Source organism: Ramlibacter tataouinensis (assembly GCF_001580455.1).
GTDB lineage: Bacteria > Pseudomonadota > Gammaproteobacteria > Burkholderiales > Burkholderiaceae_C > Ramlibacter > Ramlibacter tataouinensis_B.
This window is the reverse complement of the sequence record NZ_CP010951.1, coordinates 1-17,135: the sequence shown is the minus strand read 5'-3', so window position 1 is coordinate 17,135 and position 17,135 is coordinate 1. Positions and strand designations below refer to the sequence as shown.

Annotated in this window: 21 protein-coding genes; 6 read left to right on the top strand and 15 right to left on the bottom strand. The window is 67.8% G+C overall.

Going from position 1 to position 17,135, the window contains the following annotated elements; all coding sequences use genetic code 11:
• Window positions 1–32: 32 nt before the first annotated feature.
• The 6 genes from UC35_RS00105 to UC35_RS00080 all read right to left on the bottom strand — a co-directional run bounded on the left by UC35_RS00105 (window position 33) and on the right by UC35_RS00080 (window position 6,547).
• Complete coding sequence (locus UC35_RS00105; RefSeq protein ID WP_061494911.1) at window positions 33–1,136, bottom strand: phosphotransferase; 1,104 nt, start codon at window positions 1,134–1,136, stop codon at window positions 33–35.
• 14 nt (window positions 1,137–1,150) lie between these two features.
• Window positions 1,151–1,870, bottom strand: a complete 720-nt coding sequence (locus tag UC35_RS00100; RefSeq protein ID WP_061494909.1) for a Crp/Fnr family transcriptional regulator — start codon at window positions 1,868–1,870, stop codon at window positions 1,151–1,153.
• A 112-nt stretch (window positions 1,871–1,982) separates the two neighbouring features.
• The gene (locus UC35_RS00095; protein WP_061494906.1) at window positions 1,983–2,762 is read right to left on the bottom strand and encodes an oxepin-CoA hydrolase, alternative type; all 780 of its coding nucleotides are present in this window, start codon (window positions 2,760–2,762) and stop codon (window positions 1,983–1,985) included.
• Window positions 2,763–2,776: 14 nt separating this feature from the next.
• Entirely contained in the window at window positions 2,777–4,297 is a 1,521-nt protein-coding gene (locus tag UC35_RS00090; RefSeq protein WP_061494904.1) for a 3-hydroxyacyl-CoA dehydrogenase, read from the bottom strand.
• Between the two features lie 39 nt (window positions 4,298–4,336).
• A complete protein-coding gene (locus UC35_RS00085) occupies window positions 4,337–5,533 on the bottom strand; it encodes an MFS transporter (RefSeq protein ID WP_082792484.1) in 1,197 nt (398 codons plus the stop codon).
• A gap of 9 nt (window positions 5,534–5,542) precedes the next feature.
• Window positions 5,543–6,547: a D-2-hydroxyacid dehydrogenase family protein gene (locus UC35_RS00080; RefSeq protein ID WP_061494902.1), complete on the bottom strand. Its 1,005-nt coding sequence runs from the start codon at window positions 6,545–6,547 to the stop codon at window positions 5,543–5,545.
• Window positions 6,548–6,671: 124 nt separating this feature from the next.
• Between UC35_RS00080 and UC35_RS00075 the strand changes: the two genes are divergently transcribed.
• Window positions 6,672–7,187, top strand: coding sequence for a DUF1993 family protein (locus tag UC35_RS00075; protein WP_061494901.1), 516 nt, complete (start codon window positions 6,672–6,674; stop codon window positions 7,185–7,187).
• Window positions 7,188–7,341: 154 nt separating this feature from the next.
• Here UC35_RS00075 and UC35_RS00070 read toward each other — a convergent pair whose 3' ends face one another.
• Complete coding sequence (locus UC35_RS00070) at window positions 7,342–7,626, bottom strand: hypothetical protein (RefSeq protein ID WP_061494899.1); 285 nt, start codon at window positions 7,624–7,626, stop codon at window positions 7,342–7,344.
• Window positions 7,627–7,743: 117 nt separating this feature from the next.
• Entirely contained in the window at window positions 7,744–8,418 is a 675-nt protein-coding gene (lexA, locus tag UC35_RS00065) for a transcriptional repressor LexA (RefSeq protein ID WP_061494897.1), read from the bottom strand.
• Between the two features lie 60 nt (window positions 8,419–8,478).
• On the opposite strand from lexA, the gene UC35_RS00060 reads away from it, so the two are divergent.
• From UC35_RS00060 to UC35_RS00050, 3 genes are read left to right on the top strand one after another with little or no spacing between them, the layout of a single operon-like run.
• Window positions 8,479–9,414 carry an asparaginase gene (locus UC35_RS00060; protein WP_061494895.1) on the top strand — a complete coding sequence of 312 codons (936 nt, stop codon included), beginning with the start codon at window positions 8,479–8,481 and terminating at the stop codon, window positions 9,412–9,414.
• Entirely contained in the window at window positions 9,414–9,833 is a 420-nt protein-coding gene (locus UC35_RS00055; protein ID WP_061494893.1) for a hypothetical protein, read from the top strand. The genes UC35_RS00060 and UC35_RS00055 overlap by 1 nt, the downstream gene beginning before the upstream one ends.
• A gap of 14 nt (window positions 9,834–9,847) precedes the next feature.
• The gene (locus UC35_RS00050; RefSeq protein WP_173861240.1) at window positions 9,848–10,309 is read left to right on the top strand and encodes a DUF6152 family protein; all 462 of its coding nucleotides are present in this window, start codon (window positions 9,848–9,850) and stop codon (window positions 10,307–10,309) included.
• 6 nt (window positions 10,310–10,315) lie between these two features.
• On the opposite strand, the gene adk is transcribed toward UC35_RS00050, so the two are convergent.
• The 6 genes from adk to UC35_RS00020 form a co-directional block, all read right to left on the bottom strand.
• On the bottom strand, window positions 10,316–10,972 hold the full coding sequence (gene adk, locus UC35_RS00045; protein ID WP_061494891.1) for an adenylate kinase: 657 nt from the start codon (window positions 10,970–10,972) through the stop codon (window positions 10,316–10,318).
• Between the two features lie 130 nt (window positions 10,973–11,102).
• Window positions 11,103–11,873 carry a 3-deoxy-manno-octulosonate cytidylyltransferase gene (gene kdsB / locus UC35_RS00040; RefSeq protein ID WP_061494888.1) on the bottom strand — a complete coding sequence of 257 codons (771 nt, stop codon included), beginning with the start codon at window positions 11,871–11,873 and terminating at the stop codon, window positions 11,103–11,105.
• Between the two features lie 34 nt (window positions 11,874–11,907).
• Window positions 11,908–12,114: a Trm112 family protein gene (locus UC35_RS00035; protein WP_061494886.1), complete on the bottom strand. Its 207-nt coding sequence runs from the start codon at window positions 12,112–12,114 to the stop codon at window positions 11,908–11,910.
• Window positions 12,115–12,121: 7 nt separating this feature from the next.
• Entirely contained in the window at window positions 12,122–13,084 is a 963-nt protein-coding gene (lpxK, locus tag UC35_RS00030) for a tetraacyldisaccharide 4'-kinase (protein WP_061494883.1), read from the bottom strand.
• Window positions 13,084–13,509, bottom strand: a complete 426-nt coding sequence (locus UC35_RS00025) for an ExbD/TolR family protein (RefSeq protein WP_061494881.1) — start codon at window positions 13,507–13,509, stop codon at window positions 13,084–13,086. Before UC35_RS00025 ends, lpxK begins: the two co-directional genes overlap by 1 nt.
• Window positions 13,506–14,138, bottom strand: a complete 633-nt coding sequence (locus UC35_RS00020) for a MotA/TolQ/ExbB proton channel family protein (protein ID WP_061494879.1) — start codon at window positions 14,136–14,138, stop codon at window positions 13,506–13,508. The genes UC35_RS00025 and UC35_RS00020 overlap by 4 nt, the downstream gene beginning before the upstream one ends.
• A 334-nt stretch (window positions 14,139–14,472) precedes the next feature.
• On the opposite strand from UC35_RS00020, the gene xseA reads away from it, so the two are divergent.
• Both xseA and UC35_RS00010 read left to right on the top strand, forming a co-directional pair.
• Window positions 14,473–15,765: an exodeoxyribonuclease VII large subunit gene (gene xseA, locus UC35_RS00015; RefSeq protein WP_061494877.1), complete on the top strand. Its 1,293-nt coding sequence runs from the start codon at window positions 14,473–14,475 to the stop codon at window positions 15,763–15,765.
• Window positions 15,766–15,839: 74 nt separating this feature from the next.
• Window positions 15,840–16,421: a superoxide dismutase gene (locus UC35_RS00010; RefSeq protein WP_061494875.1), complete on the top strand. Its 582-nt coding sequence runs from the start codon at window positions 15,840–15,842 to the stop codon at window positions 16,419–16,421.
• 75 nt (window positions 16,422–16,496) lie between these two features.
• Here the strand turns inward: UC35_RS00010 and UC35_RS00005 are convergent, their stop codons facing one another.
• Window positions 16,497–16,949 carry a DUF192 domain-containing protein gene (locus UC35_RS00005; RefSeq protein ID WP_061494872.1) on the bottom strand — a complete coding sequence of 151 codons (453 nt, stop codon included), beginning with the start codon at window positions 16,947–16,949 and terminating at the stop codon, window positions 16,497–16,499.
• Between the last annotated feature and the right edge of the window lie 186 nt (window positions 16,950–17,135).

The window sequence follows — 17,135 nt, the reverse complement described above, 5'->3', positions numbered from 1 at the left end:
TCCTTGGGGTGATTAGGCTCGTCTTTGAGTGACTAGGCTCGCTGAGCGAACTGCCAGGCCAGCGCCGCCATCGGTCGTGCGCTCGCGCCCGAAGCTGCGGCCTGCGCGCTGGATGCGGTGCCCGCCTCGACGCGCTTGGCGATGCCCTGCAGGATCGCGGCGATGCGGAACATGTTGTAGGCCAGGTAGAAGTTCCAGTCCGCTTTCAGCGACTCGGGAGTTGCCAGGCCGGTGCGCTCGCAGTAGCGGCGGATGTAGTCGTGTTCGGGCGGGATGCCCAGCCCCGGCAGGTCCAGGCCGCCGATGCCGCGAAACGACCCGTGCGGGATGTGCCAGGCCATGCAGTGATAGCTGAAGTCCGCCAGCGGGTGGCCCAGCGTGGACAGCTCCCAGTCGAGCACGGCGATCACGCGCGGCTCGGTGGGGTGGAACATCAGGTTGTCGAGGCGGAAGTCGCCGTGCACGATGGAGACCTTGCTCTCGTCGCGCGCGGCGGCCGGGATGTGTTGCGGCAGCCACTCGACCAACTGCTCCATCTCCGGGATGGGCTGCGACATCGGTCCGGCGCCATCGGCCGAGGCCTTGTACTGCTTGCTCCAGCGACCGATCTGGCGCTCGAAATAGTTGCCCGGCTTGCCGTAGCCGGCGAGCCCGCGTTCGGCGAACTTCACGGTGTGCAGGGCCGAGATCACGCGATTCATCTCGTCGTAGATCTCGCCGCGTTGCTGCTGCGTCATGCCCGGCAGCGCCTGATCCCAGAGCACGCGGCCCTGCATGAACTCCATGACATAGAAGGCGCGGCCGATCACGGATTCGTCCTCGCACAGGCAGTGCATGCGCGGCACCGGAACGCCGGTCCCGGCCAGCCCGCTCATCACCGCGAACTCACGCTCGATGGCATGGGCCGAGGGCAGCAGCTTGGCCACCGGACCCGGCTTGGCCCGCATGACCCAGCTGCGCGAGGGCGTGACCAGTTTGTAGGTCGGGTTGGACTGCCCGCCCTTGAACATCTCCACCGTGAGGGGCCCCTGGAAACCCTCAAGGTGCTGTTCCAGCCAGGCGGCCAGCGCGACGGTGTCGAACGCGTGCTTGTCGGTGACGGGCCGCGTGCCGACGAAGTGATCGAATTCGCTCATGGTCTGGTACTGCCTTACTTCTCGGAGTCAATGATGCGCATGAGGGCGTCGCGGTTGCGCACCACCAGCCCGCCGGGCTCGATGCGGATCACTTCCTCGCGTTCCATGGCCTTGAGTTCCTGGTTCACGCGCTGGCGCGAAGCGCCGAGCAGTTGCGCCAGTTCCTCCTGCGCGAGCTGCAGCCCGATGCGCACTTCGCCCGCGTCCGAAAGCGAGGGTACGCCGTAGCTGCGCACCAGGTGCGTCAGCTGCTTGGCCAGCCGGGCCCGCAGGGGCAGGGTGTTGAGGTCCTCGACCAGGCCGAACAGTTGCCGGATACGGCGCGCCTGCAGCTTCAGCAGCGCGTCGTACAGCTCCAGGTGCTGCGCCATGATTTTCTTGAGGTCCGCACGCGAGACCGACAGCAGGGTCGTGTCGCCATGTGCGAACGCATCGTGGGTGCGCCGGTCGCCGTCGAAGATCGCGATGTCGCCGAACCAGATGCCCGGCTCCACATAGGTGAAAGTCACCTGCTTGCCGGTGATCGAGGTCGAGCTCACCCGCACCGCGCCGCGCGCCACCGCGCTCCATGCGTCGGCCGAGTCGCCGCGCGCGCAGATCAGCTCGCCGTCCTTGTAACGTTTGACGTAGGCGCATCGCAGGATGTCGTGGCGCAGGGAGGGTGATAGTGACGAAAACCAGCGACCGGAATTGATCGCCTCTCTTTCGTCAATGGTAAGAATGGGCTCGTCCATGGTCTGTCCAATGCGTGACTGGGCGTGAGTGGATTGTCGCGTCCGGGACCTGCCCCAACAACGGGGGAAGTCCCGTGCGCGACCGTTGGCCGCCGGACGGCTGTGAACCGCCTTACTTGAAGCGCGGCTTCTCTTTGGCCAGGAAAGCCGCGATGCCGATGCCGGCGTTGGCGTGATGCAGGTTCTTCACGAAATGGTCGCGTTCGCTGGCGAGGTGGCGGTTGAGGCTGGCCTCGGGCGCCTCGTTCATGAGTTCCTTGATGCTCGCCAGCGCGTTGGGAGCGCGGTCGTTCAGCTTCTCGGCCAGCGCCAGCGCCTCGTCCAGGGCGCCGCCGGGGGCCGTGACGCGGTTGACCAGGCCCAGCGCATGCAGTCGCGCGGCGCCGATCCGCTCGGCGTTCATGAGCAGTTCGCTGACCAGCGGGCGGGGCAGGGCGCGCGCGAGCTGCCAGCTCGCGCCGCCGTCGGGTGACAGGCCGACGCTGCTGTAGGCCATGACGAATACCGCGTCCTCTGCGGCCACGATTAAGTCGCACGCCAGGCACAGCGAAAATCCCGCGCCGGCCGCCGCACCCTCGACCGCCGCGATCACCGGCTTGGGAAAGGTGCGGATGGCCTCGATCCAGTTGTGCAGGTTTTCGATGCTCTGCGCCTGCACCTCGGGCGGTTCGCGCCGGTTGGCCTGCAGCCGGTTCAGGTTGCCGCCGGCGCAGAACATGGAACCCTCGCCGGTGATCACGACGCTGCGCACCTCCGGGTTCGATTCGGCCACGTTCAGTGCCTCCACCCCCGCCGCGTACATCTCGGGGCCCAGCGCGTTGCGATGCTCCGGGTTGGAGATGGCCAGCACCATGGTGCGGCCCTGGCTGGTGCTCTTGAGTTCGGCGGTCATGGCTGAGGTTTTTCTTAGTCTTCTTCGTGCAGGAGCGACAGGCCGATCGCGCCGCGCCGCCGCAGCCAGGGGCTGGGACGGTAGCGTGGATCGCCATACACGGTCTGCAGGTTGAACAGCACTTCCAGGATGTTGGCCGGGCCCCAGCGGTCGCCCATGGCCAGGGGCCCCAGCGGGTAGCCCAGGCCCAGTGTCACCGCGGTTTCCAGGTCCTTGGGACTGCAGATGCGCTGCTGGCAGATGTCGCTGGCGATGTTGGCGATGGTGGCGACCACACGCTGCGTGACGAAGCCGCCCGAGTCGCGGATCACGCTCACCGCCTTGCCGTCACGCGCGAACAGCGCGTGCGCGGCATCGCGCATGTCGGCCCGGGTGGCGGGGTTGGTGGCCAGCACCCGGCGCTTGGTGGCGGCGTCCTCCACCAGCAGGTCGATGCCCACGGTGCGCGCCGGGTCGAGCCGTTCGACCACCGCAACGGTGGTCACGTCGAATCCCAACGGCGCGACCAGGGTCAGCGCGTTCATCGAGGGCGACTGGCCGGTTTCGACCTTGGCGCCCAGGTCCTTCAGCAACTGGTACAGCTCCGGGCGACGGGCCGCGCGCGTGGACACCCACACCGGCGGCAGCTCGTCGACCTTCGGCACAGCGGGCTCGGGCGGCAGCTGCGGCTTGCCGTCTGCGTACTTGTAGAAGCCTTCGCCGACCTTGCGGCCCACGACGCCGCCGGCCAGCCGCTGCGCGGTGATCACGTGCGGTCGGTAGCGCGGCTCGTCGTAGTACTGGTGGTAGATCGACTCCATCACCGGATGCGAGACATCCAGCGCCGTGAGGTCCAGCAGTTCGAACGGCCCCAGCTTGAAGCCGACCTGGTCGCGGAGGATGCGGTCGATGGTCGCGAAGTCGGCGACGCCTTCACCGGCGATGCGCAGTGCCTCGGTGCCGTAGCCGCGGCCGGCGTGGTTGACGATGAAGCCGGGCGTGTCCTGGGCCTGCACCGGGGTGTGGCCCATGTCGCGCGCATAGGCCGCCAGCTGGGCGCAGACCTGCGGGTCGGTCTTCAGCCCGGCGATGACTTCGACCACTTTCATCAACGGCACCGGATTGAAGAAGTGATAGCCGGCAAATCGCTGCGGGTGCTTCAGCCCGGCGGCGATCGCGGTGACCGAAAGCGACGAGGTGTTGGTGACCAGGACCGCCTTGCCGCCGGTGATGTCCTCGAGCTGCCCGAAGACGGACTTCTTCACGTCGAGCCGCTCGACGATGGCTTCGACCACCATCTCGCAGTCGGCCAGGTCCTGCAGCGCGCCCGCGGGTTTGAGCCTGTCCTTGCATCCGCGCACGGCGGCTTCGTCCATCCGGCCCTTTTCCTGCAGGCGGTCCCATTGCGAAGCGAGCTCCGCCGCCGCCTTGGCGACGGCTTCGGGCTGGGTGTCGTACAGGCGCACGGTGCTGCCGGCCTGCGCCGCGATCTGGGCGATACCGCGGCCCATGGCGCCTGCGCCCACGACGCCCACGGTCTTGTATGTCAAGGTCATGCGCCCGATTATCGGGGAGCGCTGCGCCAGGGACGCCGATCAGGCGCGATGTGGGCGGGCGAAGCTTGTGGCCCAGGCGCTCACCGCCATGGCGAGCACCAGGACTGCGAAGCCCACCCAGTGCAGGTCGTCCATGCCGCCGCGCGAGATCATCCAGCCGCCGGCGCCGGCGCCCAGCGCCTGGCCCGCGTACATGGCCGAGCTGTTCAGCGCGATCGATGCGGAGGCCAGAGCCGGCGCAATCGCCACCAGCCGCGCTTGCTGGGCGGAATTGGAAGAGAAGCACCCCAGTGCCCAGGGGATGGAGATGAGCGCCGCCAGCACCATGCTGGTACCCAGCGGCCACGCGAGCAGGCTCACCGACATCAGGCCCACACCGATCATGACGGAGCGCGACGCGCCGACCCGGTCGATGTTGCGCGACATCAGCATGTTGCCGATGAAGCCGAATGCGCCGAACCACAGGAAAAGCAGGCTCAGCTCACCCGGTGTGATCCCGATCTTGTGCTTGTAGTAGGGCGCGAAATACGAGAACAGCACGAACTGCCCGGCGGCATATAGCACCGTGACCAGCACGCAGAGCATCAGGGCCGGTGAGCGGAGGGTCTTCGCCCACGCCGCTGCGGACAGCGCGGGCGGCTTCACGCCATCGGGCATGGCGCGCCACACCCACCAGGCACTGGCCAGGCTCATGATGCCCACCAGGGCAAAGGCACTGCGCCAACCCAGGGTGCCGCCAACGAAGGCCCCGATTGGCATGCCGAGCACGGAGGCGACCGACCAGCCCAGGAAGACAAAGGTGATTGCCCGGCCGCGCTGCTGCTCGGGCACCAGCAGGCCCACGCAGGCAGCCGCCTGCGGCGTGAAGATGGCGGGCGAGAGCATGGTGACAACTCGCAGCGGCAGAAGCGCCGCGAATGTGGTCGAGGCCGTGCACGCCAAGTGCATCAAGCCGTACCAGACCATGCTCAGCGCGAGCAGGCGCCGGCGGTCCCAGCCTGCAACGACTGCGGCAAGCAGGGGCGCACCGAGGCACATCAGCAGCGCAGCCGCCGAGATCAGTTGCCCAGCCGTCGCGGCCGAGATGTCCAGCGAACTGCTGATGTCATTGAGCGTGCCGGGCACCACCATCACGCCGGTGCCGATGACGAAGTTGCCGAACAGCAGCGGCCACAGGACGGCGGGGAGGGCGGTCGTCGCGGCGGGCGCGCCGGCGGTCGAGGTGGTGGACGGCAAAGGTGGCTCTCAGCGCCTGACTTGAAGCGCGCCGGGATTCACGATGTTGGTCGGCGTACCGCGGATGAAATTGACGACGTTGTCGAAGGCGGCGCCGAAGTAGAGCTCGTAGCTGTCCAGCTCGACGTAGCCGATGTGCGGCGTGCAGATGCAGTTTTCCAGGCGCAGCAGGGCGTGTCCCTGCAGGATCGGCTCGCTCTCGAACACGTCGACCGCCGCCATGCCGGGGCGGCCGCGGTTCAGGCCCGCGATCAGCGCGTCCTGCTCGATCAGCTCGGCGCGCGAGGTGTTGACCAGCAGCGAAGTCGGTTTCATCCGGCTCAGGTCCTCGAGCGTGACGATGCCCGTGGTTTCCTCGGACAGGCGCAGGTGCAGGCTGAGTACGTCGCTTTCCTGGAACAGCTCCTCGCGGCCGACCGCCTGGAAGCCGTCGCTGACGGCGCGCTCGCGCGAGGACTGGCTGCCCCCGACCAGCACGCGCATCCCGAAGGCCTTGCCATAGCCAGCCACCAGCTGGCCGATCTTGCCGTAGCCCCAGACGCCCAGCGTGCGTCCGCGCAGCACCATGCCGAGCCCGAAGTTGGCCGGCATCGATGCGGACTTCATGCCCGACTGCTGCCAGCCGCCGTGCTTGAGCGTGGCGATGTACTGCGGCAGCCTGCGCATCGCCGCCATGATGAGGGCCCAGGTGAGTTCGGCCGGCGCCACCGGCGAGCCCACGCCCTCGGCCACCGAGATGCCGCGCTCGGTGCAGGCTTGCACGTCGACGTGCGCGCCGACGCGTCCGGTCTGCGCGATCAGGCGCAGGCGCGGGAGCTTCTCCAGCAGCTGGCGCGTGATTTGCGTGCGTTCGCGAATGAGCACGATGACCTCGGCGTCACGCAGCCGCACCGACAGCTGCCCGATGCCCTTGACCGTGTTGGTGTAGACCTTCGCCGGGTAGTCTTCGAGCTTGGACGCGCACCTGAGCTTGCGCACGGCGTCCTGATAGTCGTCGAGGATCACGATGTTCATGGCGAGATTGTGCCTTGGCCCCGCAAGCGTGCTGGCGGCGCCTGCAGAGTGACCCGGCTTCAGCGCGGAGATGAAAAGCGCCTTAGCATCCGCGCTTTCGCACTGTTACGCCAAGGAGCCTTTGATGACGATTTCCATGTCTTCCGCGAGCCTGCCGATCTTCCGGACCGCACTCGAGAACCTGGCCCACATCCTCGACAAGGGTGCGGCCCACGCGGAAGCGCGCAAGTTCGACCCCACGGTGTTGCTGCAGTACCGGCTCGCGCCCGACATGCTGCCCTTCGCCCGGCAGATCCAGATCGCGTGCGACGGGCCGAAGAACGGCGCGGCGCGGATCGCCGGCATCGAGGCGCCGCGCTACGAAGACAACGAGGCGAGCTTTCCGGAGCTGAAGGCGAGAATCCAGAAGACACTGGACTGGCTGGCCACGGTGCCCGCCGACAAGATGGACGGCACGGAAGACAAGGAGATCACCTTCCCGGTGGGGCGCGACAAGACCCGCACCATGAAGGCCGAGGCCTATTTGAAGCACTGGGTGCTGCCCAACATGTTCTTCCACATCACGACCGCCTACGCGATCCTGCGCCACAACGGCGTGGAACTGGGCAAGGCTGACTATCTGGCTGGATCGAAGGCCTGATCGGACGTCGTAGCTGGGGGCGGCCACGGGCGCCGGTTGGCCGGCTCCGCTCATGTCCCCCGGGACGGGCTTTGCCCGTCCCTCCTCCTTTACTTCGCTACGCCGGCCACCCGCGCCCGCGGCACTGACCGTCGCTGGTGAAAATCGAGGCTGCTTAGCCGGCGGCGGCTTCCAGCGCGGCCAGCCGGTCGAGTTCGGCGCATACATCCGCCATGCGGCCGGAAATCACCAGCCGGCCGGTGGCGCCATGCACGATGCGCAGCGGCTTGCGCCTGCACGGGGTTGCAGAAAACTCGTGGGGCAAGCCGCCCGGCTGCGCGCCGGCAGGCACGCGCCTGCCGGCGGCCACCGGACCGCCCGCCCCACGACAACTGCGAAGACTGAACAAGGCCTTGAATGGCGACAGCAATCCACTCGACATGAACATCGCGATTCCCATGTGAATCTCCTTGGACTCCAGAGCTTGGACACAGGCAGGATTGCGAAGAAGGGCGCTGCCGCAGGGTGATGGCGCCGTGCGCGCCATACGCCCGCCACCTGCGGCCGGCCCGGGGTGCTACATGAGCATGGTGTTGCGGATCAAGCCGACGGCCAGGCCTTCGATCTCGAAGGGTTCGCCCGGCTCCACCACGATGGTGGGGTAGTCCGGGTTCTCGGCGTGCAGTTCGATCAGGTGCTTGTTGCGGCGGAAGCGCTTGACGGTGACCTCGTCGCCCAGGCGCGCGACGATGATCTGGCCGTTCTTGGCGTCCTTGGTGGCCTGTACCGCGAGCAGGTCGCCGTCCATGATGCCGGCGTCACGCATCGACATGCCGCGCACCTTCAGCAGGTAGTCGGGCCGGCGCTGGAACAGGCTGCTCTCCACGTAGTAGGTCTGGTCCACGTGCTCCTGCGCGAGAATGGGCGAGCCTGCGGCCACACGCCCGACCAGCGGCAGCGCGAGTTGGGCCAGGCTGGGAAGCGGCAGGGAGAACTGCTTGATGCGAGATTCGTTGATGGAGCGAAGGGCATCGCTGCGCAGGCGGATGCCGCGCGAGGTGCCGGCCACGAGTTCGATCACGCCTTTGCGGGCCAGCGCCTGGAGATGCTCTTCGGCGGCGTTGGCGGACTTGAAGCCGAGTTCAGCCGCGATCTCGGCGCGCGTCGGCGGCGCGCCAGTGCGAGCGATCGCGCTCTCGATCAGGTCCAGGATCTGCTGCTGGCGGGCGGTGAGCTTGGGCGAATCGAGCATGGTGGCTCCTGTTTCGATATCCAGTAACTGTATTTTTAACCAGTTTCGTAAAGTGCGCAAGTGAGCGAGAAAAAAATCGTGGTTCTGGGCACCGGCGGCACCCTGGCGGGCACTTCCGCCGCGGCCGGCGACAACATCGGCTATACGGCGGCGCAGATCGGCGTGGCGCAGCTGCTGGCGGCCATCCCGGCCCTGCGCGGGCTGCCGCTCGAATGCGAGCAGGTCGCCCAGGTGGACAGCAAGGACATGAGCTTCGCCATCTGGCGCGAGCTGGCACGGCGCTGCGCGCACTGGCTTGCGCAGGACGAGGTCGCGGGCATCGTGGTCACGCACGGCACCGACACCCTGGAGGAAACGGCCTATTTCCTGCAGGAAGTGCTGTGCCCGGCCAAGCCGGTGGTGATCACCTGCGCCATGCGGCCGGCCACCGCCCTCGGCCCGGACGGGCCTCAGAACATCGTCGATGCGGTCACGGTGGCCGCAGCCGGGGGCGCGCGCGGCGTGGTCGCCGTGTGCGCGGGCGTGATCCACGGCGCGCGCGAGGTGATGAAAGTGCATCACTACCGGCTCGACCCGTTCAGCTCGGGCGATGCCGGGCCGCTCGGCTACGTCGAGGAAGGGCGGCTGCGGCTGCTGCGGGAGTGGCCGGGCGGCGACGTGGACCTGGCGCGCGTTCGGCTGCAGAAGGCCCTGTCGGCGCCAACGTGGCCGCGCGTGGAGATCGTCATGAGCCATGCCGGCGCCAGCGGCGCGACCGTCCGCGCCCTGGCAGCGCAGGGCATCGCGGGCCTGGTCGTCGCCGGCACCGGCAACGGCACCATCCACGCTGAACTGCTGGACGCGCTGCTCGAGGCCGGGAAGCAGGGCGTGACGCTCTTGCGCGCGAGCCGCTGCGCCGAGGGCGGCGTGATCGCCGGCGAGAAGGACTTGATCCCCGGCACGAGCCTGTCGCCGGTGAAGGCGCGTGTCGAGCTGATGCTGGCGCTGATGCCCTGATGTTCGCCGGACTGCAGTCCCATCCCTGGGCCTACCCGGTCCTCGAGATCGCGCACATCTTCGGGATCGGCCTGTTGATGGGCAACCTCATGCTGCTGGAGGTGCGCGTCTTCGGCCGCGGCGCCCAGTTGCCGCTGCAGTCGCTCGCGCGCCTCGCGCTCACGGTCGCGCTTGCCGGCTTCTCGCTGGCGGCGGCCAGCGGCCTGCTGATGTTCGCGAGCCAGCCGGGCGAACTGCTGGCCAACCGCGCATTCACCCTGAAGATGGTGTTGATTCTCGTGGCGGGTTGCAATGCGGCGTGGTTCCATGGCCGCCGCAGCCTGGCCCGTGGCGACGCGCTGGCGCGCCTGCAGCTGTTGGCGTCCACGCTGATCTGGCTGGCCGTGCTCGCGTGTGGCCGATGGATTGCCTACGTCTAGAAGGAAGGATGATGATGAAGCGTCGTACCTGCGTGCTGGCCGCGTTGGCCCTGCCGTTCGCCGCGCGCGCGCACCATGGCTGGAGCAGCTTCGACCAGGACCGGCCGCTGTTCCTGCAGGGACGCGTGGTGGCCGTCAAATGGCAGAACCCGCACGCCGAACTCGTGCTGGAACTGCCGGCCGGCTATCGCGTACCGGCGGAGGTCGGGTCCATGCAGGTGCCGGCGCAGTCGGCCACGGTGGATGGCAAGGCCCTGCTGGCGCGCGCCGCGGCGCCCACGCGGCAGGATCGCCGCTGGACCATCGAGCTGGCGCCGCTCACCCGCCTGGAAGCCTGGAAGCTGGCGCCGGTGCAGTCCGGCGCGACGATCGGGGTGCTGGGGTATCCGCTCAAGGACGAAAAGGAGGCGCTGGTGCGCGCCGAATACCTTTACGTCGACGGCAAGGCGTACGGGCTGCGGTCCAGCCCGGCGTGAGAAGCCTCAGTTCTCGAGCGCCTGCATGGCGCGGCCCGTGATGTCCTCGACCGAGCCCATGCCGCTGATCACGCGGTATTTCGGTGCCTTGGCCGGATCGGTCTTGGCCCAGTTGGCGTAGTAGTCCACCAGCGGGCGCGTTTGGGCCGCGTAGACCTCCAGGCGCTTCCTGACGGTCTCTTCCTTGTCGTCATCGCGCTGGATCAGGGGCTCGCCTGTCACGTCGTCCACGCCGGGCACTTTGGGCGGGTTGAACTTGACGTGGTAGGTGCGTCCGGACGCGGTATGCGAGCGGCGGCCGCTCATGCGCTCGATGATGGCCTCGAAGGGCACGTCGATCTCGAGCACGTAATCGAGCTTGACGTCGGCGGCCTTCAGGGCGTCGGCCTGCGGAATCGTGCGGGGGAAGCCATCGAAGAGAAAGCCGTTGGCGCAGTCAGGCTGCGCGATGCGTTCCTTCACCAGCCCGATGATGATGTCGTCGCTGACCAGGGCGCCGGAATCCATGACTTTCTTGGCCGCCAGACCGAGGGGGCTGCCCGCCTTGACGGCTGCGCGCAGCATGTCGCCGGTGGAGATTTGCGGGATGCCGTACTTCTGGCAGATGAACGCGGCCTGCGTTCCCTTGCCTGCACCGGGCGCTCCCAACAAGATCAGTCTCATGGAATTCCTTGGATGTTGCTAGTCTTCGCGCGCTGCGGGCCGGGCGCGTCCCAGTCTTCGCGCATCGTTAGTTCAAAGGATAGCACGCGGTCCTTCGCGCACCCTTACTGGATCGAGGCCTCCGGGCGGCTCAGCGTGCCGCGCCGCCGGCGTCAAACAGCTCGCGCACGCGTGCCAGGTCTTGCGGCGTGTCCACCCCGCTGCCGGGCGCGCGGCTGGTGATGTGCACCGCGATGCGGTGGCCGTGCCACAGGGCGCGCAGCTGCTCCAGTGCCTCGGCCGTTTCGATCGGCGCCTGCGGCAGGCGCGGGAACCCGCGCAGGAAGCTGGCGCGGTAGCCATAGATGCCGACGTGCCGCAGCAGGGCCGTGGGCGGCAGGGCGGCGATGCCGCCGGCAAAGCCGTCGCGCCACCACGGAATCGTGGCACGGCTGAAGTACAGCGCCATGCCTTGGGCGTCCAGCACCACCTTGACCACGTTCGGATTGGCCAGGTCGGCCACGTCCTCGATCGGATGTGCTGCGGTGCTCATGCTGGCTTCGCGGCGCGCATCGAGCAGGCCGGCGACGGCGTCAATCAGCCCCGGGTCGATCAGTGGCTCGTCGCCCTGCACGTTGACCACCGCATCCTGGCCATCCAGGCCCAGACGCTCGCAGGCTTCGGCCAGGCGGTCGCTGCCGGAGGGATGGTCGGCGCGCGTCAGCACGGCTTCCACCTCATGCGCGGTGCAGGCCGAGACGATGCTCGGGTGGTCCGCCGCCACCACCACCCTGGCGGCCGAAGACTTCTGCGCCTGCCGCGCCACGCGAACGACCATGGGCAGGCCACCGATGTCGGCCAGGGGCTTGTCAGGCAGCCGGGTGGAGGCCAGGCGAGCGGGAATGAGGACGGTGAACGTCATCGACGGGAGTGCTTGTGGGACGGGGCGAGCCGGCTTAGACCAGCGGCGTACGCGCCGGCATTTGCTCGAGTTCCTCGTCGCTGAGCGTGCGGGCCTGCTCCTCCAGCATGATGGGAATGCCGTCGCGGATCGGGTAGGCGAGCCGCGCGCTGCGCGAGATCAGCTCCTGCCGGTTGCGGTCGTAGTCCAGGTGCCCCTTGGTCACGGGGCAGACCAGCAGTGCGAGCAGTTTGTGGTCCATCAGCCAATCATAGCTTCGCATCCACCAGGCGGTCGAAGGCACGCCAGAAGCCGTCTTCGATGGCCACCTCCAGCGGCACCGCCCATGCGTCGGGCCGGCTGCGCCACAGCTTGACAGCATCCTTCTCGGTGCAGACGAGCTCGCCGGGGAAGTCCGGCGGCTGCGCGAAGTCGTGGTGATCGGGCAGGGCGATGGTGCGTGCCGGTGCCAGGCCGGCCTCGCGCAGCATCGTGAAGAAGACTTCCGGATTGGCGATGCCCGCCAGTGCGCAAAACTCGCGCCCGCGCAGCGAGTCCAGCGCGACCCGCGTGCCGTCGGCGCGCCACGCCTGTGCGCCCAGCCGGCGCCGCACCTCGAAGCCCGGCCTGACCGCGGCCCCCGGCGTGCGCAGCACCAGGTCCACGGGCCGCGGCCAGGGTTCGCGCAGCGGGCCGGCCGGCAGCAGCCAGCCGTTGCCGACGCCACGGTCGTCGAACACGCAGATCTCGAGGTCGCGCGCCAGCGCGTAGTGCTGCAGGCCGTCATCGCTGACGATCAGCTGCGTGCGGGGATGTTCATGGAGCAGGGCGCGCGCTGCTTCGGCGCGCCGGCGCGCCACGAACACGGGCACGCCGCAGGAGCGCGCGATCAGCAGCGGCTCGTCGCCCACCTCGCGCGCCTGGCTGTCCGGGCGGACTTCACGGCAGTCGTCGCCGGTGCGCCCGTAGCCGCGTGAAACCACGCCGACTCGCAGGCCTCGCGCCTTCAGGTGTTCGGTCACGGCGCGCACGATCGGTGTCTTGCCCGAGCCGCCGGCGATCACGTTGCCGATGATCACGACCGGCACACCGACATGTTCGGCCCGCAGCAGCCCCGCGCGAAAGGCGCCGCGCCGCAGGGCCGCCAGCAGGGCGAACAGCAGGGACAGCGGCCACAGCAGCCAGGCCAGCGCGCCGCGGCGCAGCCAGGCGCGCTGCAGCGCAGCCCCCATCAGCGGTTCCCCGCCTGGGCCGAATTCTGGGTCGCGAAGGTGATGTGGTTCAGGCCCTTGCGGCGGGCCGCTTCCATGACGGTGATGACCGACTGGTGCGGCGCCGTGGCATCGGCCGTGATGATCACCACGCTGTCCTTGGCCGCCTGCGCGTCGGCGAAGGCCTGCGCAAGCGCATCCACGTTGCGGCCGGTCACCGGCGTGCCCTTGACGGTGTAGCGGCCGTCGCTGGTGACGGCCACGATGACTTCCTTGGGGTAGTCGCGCTGCGCGTCGGAGTCGGCCACGGGAAGCTTGAGCTGGAGTTCGGTGAACTTGCTGTAGGTCGTGGTCAGCATCAGGAAGATCAGGATGACCAGCAGCACGTCGATGAACGGGATCAGGTTGATCTCCGGCTCCTCCTTGGGACGGGGGCGGAAGTTCATCGGCCGCGAATGGCGAGCAGGTGGCGGGCGAAGCGCTCGGCCGACAGCTCCAGCGTCAGCAGGTATTCATCGACCCGGCCGCGGAAGTAGCGCCAGAAGATCAGCGAGGGGATCGCCACGATCAGTCCGAAGGCCGTGTTGTACAGCGCCACCGAGATGCCATGCGCCAGCTGGGCCGGGTTGCCGCCTCCGGTCACGCCCGAAGGCGCCTGCGAGCCGAAGATCTCGATCATGCCGATCACGGTGCCAAGCAGGCCGAGCAGGGGCGCGGCCGAGGCGATGGTCGCCAACGCGCTCAGGTAGCGCTCCAGCCGGTGGGCGACGGCGCGCCCGGTGCTCTCCATGTTGGCGCGCAGGTCGACTTCGGTGCAAGTCGGGTCCGAATTCAGGGTGCGGAAGCCGCTGGCCAGCACCTCGCCGAGGGCCGAGTTCTGCTCCAGCTGCGTGACCACGTCGGGCGCGGGAACGGCATGGCGCGACGCCGACAGTGCCTCGTCGAGCAACTTGGGCGGGGCGACCTTGCTGGTCTTCAGGCTGATGAATCGCTCGATGACGAGGGCGAGCGCCAGGAAAGAGCAGGCAACCAGGGGCCAGATCGGCCAGCCTGCGGCTTGTATGATCGAAAGCAAGGGACGGTCTCCGCGCGATGCGTGTACTACTGGTGGGCCCATTATCCCGTACTCATCAGTGCGCGGGGCTCTGCAGATGAGGCAGTAGGACCCGGCCCACAGATCTTGTGGACAACTTTGTGCAAAAGCACACCACCCCGCCACGCCAACCCGCGCCGAGCCTCGGATTTGACAAAACGATGACAAATTGAGCAGGAAAAATATCAATGAAATCAAATACTTGCTCGACGGAATCAGGGTTTTTTGGCTGCAACTGTATCGATCTGCACCAGACGTCCGTTCTGTGGACTAAGTGGTGCGCGGCAGTACCACCTGCCGCGCCCCGGATTTGCTGATGGCGCCGGTCGCGCAGCCAGCATTGGCGCCACGAATCTGGCAAGTTGGGGCGCTATGCCGCGCCATTGCTGATTCCCTGGAGGCCAGGTTCAATCCTGTCGCGGTCCGCGGCGAGGTTTCGGGCCTGTCGCGTCCGTCCAGCGGGCATCTCTATTTCTCGCTCAAGGACGCCCAAGGGCAGATCCGGTGCGCGATGTTCCGGCGGGCGGCCACCCTGCTGGAGTTTGTCCCGCGCGAAGGCGAAATGGTCGAGGTCTGGGGCCGGCTGGGCGTGTACGAGGCGCGGGGCGATTTGCAACTGATCGTCGAGACGATGACGCGCGCCGGCCAGGGCGCGCTGTTCGAGCAGTTCCTGCGGCTCAAGGCCCGGCTCGAGGCGGAAGGCCTGTTCGACGAGGGCCGCAAGCGCGTCCCGCGGGCCCTGCCGCGCGGCATCGGGCTGGTTACCTCGCCGGGCGCCGCCGCGCTGCATGACGTGGTCACCGCGCTGCGGCGACGCGCCCGTCATGTGCCGGTCGTGCTGGCGCCCGCGGCCGTGCAAGGCGCGGGCGCGCCCGCCGAGCTCATTCGCGCACTCGAGTCGCTCTATCGGCTGGCCGGTGAAGGCGCCATCGACACCATCCTGCTGGTGCGCGGCGGCGGTTCGATCGAGGACCTCTGGGCCTTCAACGATGAGCAGCTGGCCCGCGCCATCGTCCGCAGCCCGGTGCCCCTGGTCAGCGGGGTGGGCCACGAGACCGATTTCACCATCGCCGACTTCTGCGCCGACGTGCGCGCACCCACCCCGACCGCTGCGGCGGAACTGGCGGCGCGGCCGCGCGAGGATTGGCTCGCTGACCTGCAGGCCATGCACGAGCGTCTGCACCGCATCGTGCAACGGCGCGTCGATCATGCGCAGCTGCGCCTCGACCAGGCGGGGTCGCGGCTGGGCCGGCCCCTGGCGCGGCTTTCGGCGCAGCAGATGCTGCTGGACCGCTGCGGTCATCGGCTTCATCACGCCATGCACTTGCGGCTGGAGCGCGATGGCGCGCGGCTGCAATCGGTCCAGCAGCGGATCAAGTCGGCGCTGCGGCTTCGCCTCGACCTGGGTGCGCAGTTGCTGGACCGGCAGCGCCTTCGCATGGAACTGCTGGACCCGCGCCTGGTGCTGCGCCGCGGCTATGCGCTGCTGTCGGACGAGGCGGGGCATCCGGTCACCAGCGTGGGCCAGACTCATCCCGGCCAGCAGCTGAGAGCCGCCCTTGCAGACGGCGAGGTTGATCTGACGGTGCGCCCGCCGAGCCTGCTTTAGTTCATAGAATCAGGCGGCTTCCAAGCAACATCCAAGCAACAAGAAATCGGCCACCAACAACCGAAGAGGAACACATGGAACACACCCTGCCCCCGCTGCCTTATCCGATCGACGCGCTGGCGCCGCACTACTCGCGAGAGACGCTGGAGTATCACCACGGCAAGCACCACAACGCCTACGTGGTGAACCTCAACAACCTGCAAAAGGGCACCGAGTTCGAGAACATGACGCTCGAGGAGATCATCAAGAAGTCCTCCGGCGGCGTCTACAACAACTCGGCCCAGATCTGGAACCACACCTTCTTCTGGAATTGCATGAAGCCCCAGGGCGGCGGCGAGCCCACGGGCGCCCTGGCTCAGGCCATCACCGCCAAGTGGGGCAACTACGCCGCGTTCCGCGATGCCTTCGTGAAGTCCGCGGTCGGAAACTTCGGCTCGGGCTGGACCTGGCTGGTCAAGAAGCCCGATGGGACCGTGGACATCGTGAACACGGGCGCCGCCGGCACGCCGCTGACCACCGCCGACAAGGCGGTGCTCACGGTGGACGTCTGGGAGCACGCCTACTACATCGACTACCGCAACCTGCGCCAGAAGTTCGTCGAGACCTTCCTCGACAAGCTGGTGAACTGGGAGTTCGCGCAGAAGAACTTCGGTTAACCGCTACGCTGGAATCCGCTACGCTCCAACTCAAAACAAGGGCCGCTTTGCGGCCCTTGTCCTTTGGTGGGGCGGTTACCCCTTGAAGGGGGGGCCGGTGAGCTTCATGCCGGGCTTGATGCCTTTCTTGGCGAACCAGCCCTGGTTCATTTCGAGGACGTAGCGCACCGGCTTGGCTGAGCAGTGGGAGTCCAGCGCCTGCGGCTTCATGTCGGCGAGGTTGACCACCGTGCCGTCGTCCGCCAGGAAGGCGGCGGTGAGCGGCAGGAGGGTGTTCTTCATCCAGAAGCACTGCACCGTCGGTTGGTCGAAGACGAACAGCATGCCTTCGTGCTGCGGCATGTCCTTGCGGAACATGAGTCCGGTCATGCGCTGTTCGAAGGTCTGCGCGATCTGCGCGTCAATTTGGTGCATGCCGGCGGACAGCGTGACCCGCGGCAACTGCGTTTGCGGCTGATCCTGGGCGGCAGCGGGCAGGGCGGATGCGGCCAGCGCCAACGAGGCAAGGGCGGCGGCAAGGAATTTCATGCGGCAATTGTGCGGCCAAAAAGAAATTGCCCGCGCGAGGCGGGCAAAGTGCCCGCGCAGGGCGGGCAAGTCTGAAACCGACGAGGCCGGATTAGGACTTCTTGGCTTCGGAAGCGGCGGCCTTCTTGGACTTGGCCTTGGTGCCGTTGGTGGTCTTGGCGGCGGCCTTCTTCTCGGACTTGGCAG

Bases quoted from the DNA above. Each gene is read 5' to 3' on its own strand.
- UC35_RS00105 (WP_061494911.1), bottom strand. From the start codon at position 1,136: ATGAGCGAATTCGATCACTTCGTCGGCACGCGGCCCGTCACCGACAAG.
- UC35_RS00100 (WP_061494909.1), bottom strand. From the start codon at position 1,870: ATGGACGAGCCCATTCTTACCATTGACGAAAGAGAGGCGATCAATTCC.
- UC35_RS00095 (WP_061494906.1), bottom strand. From the start codon at position 2,762: ATGACCGCCGAACTCAAGAGCACCAGCCAGGGCCGCACCATGGTGCTG.
- UC35_RS00090 (WP_061494904.1), bottom strand. From the start codon at position 4,297: ATGACCTTGACATACAAGACCGTGGGCGTCGTGGGCGCAGGCGCCATG.
- UC35_RS00080 (WP_061494902.1), bottom strand. From the start codon at position 6,547: ATGAACATCGTGATCCTCGACGACTATCAGGACGCCGTGCGCAAGCTC.
- UC35_RS00075 (WP_061494901.1), top strand. From the start codon at position 6,672: ATGACGATTTCCATGTCTTCCGCGAGCCTGCCGATCTTCCGGACCGCA.
- UC35_RS00070 (WP_061494899.1), bottom strand. From the start codon at position 7,626: ATGGGAATCGCGATGTTCATGTCGAGTGGATTGCTGTCGCCATTCAAG.
- lexA (WP_061494897.1), bottom strand. From the start codon at position 8,418: ATGCTCGATTCGCCCAAGCTCACCGCCCGCCAGCAGCAGATCCTGGAC.
- UC35_RS00055 (WP_061494893.1), top strand. From the start codon at position 9,414: ATGTTCGCCGGACTGCAGTCCCATCCCTGGGCCTACCCGGTCCTCGAG.
- UC35_RS00050 (WP_173861240.1), top strand. From the start codon at position 9,848: ATGAAGCGTCGTACCTGCGTGCTGGCCGCGTTGGCCCTGCCGTTCGCC.
- adk (WP_061494891.1), bottom strand. From the start codon at position 10,972: ATGAGACTGATCTTGTTGGGAGCGCCCGGTGCAGGCAAGGGAACGCAG.
- kdsB (WP_061494888.1), bottom strand. From the start codon at position 11,873: ATGACGTTCACCGTCCTCATTCCCGCTCGCCTGGCCTCCACCCGGCTG.
- UC35_RS00035 (WP_061494886.1), bottom strand. From the start codon at position 12,114: ATGGACCACAAACTGCTCGCACTGCTGGTCTGCCCCGTGACCAAGGGG.
- lpxK (WP_061494883.1), bottom strand. From the start codon at position 13,084: ATGGGGGCTGCGCTGCAGCGCGCCTGGCTGCGCCGCGGCGCGCTGGCC.
- UC35_RS00025 (WP_061494881.1), bottom strand. From the start codon at position 13,509: ATGAACTTCCGCCCCCGTCCCAAGGAGGAGCCGGAGATCAACCTGATC.
- xseA (WP_061494877.1), top strand. From the start codon at position 14,473: ATGGCGCCGGTCGCGCAGCCAGCATTGGCGCCACGAATCTGGCAAGTT.
- UC35_RS00010 (WP_061494875.1), top strand. From the start codon at position 15,840: ATGGAACACACCCTGCCCCCGCTGCCTTATCCGATCGACGCGCTGGCG.
- UC35_RS00005 (WP_061494872.1), bottom strand. From the start codon at position 16,949: ATGAAATTCCTTGCCGCCGCCCTTGCCTCGTTGGCGCTGGCCGCATCC.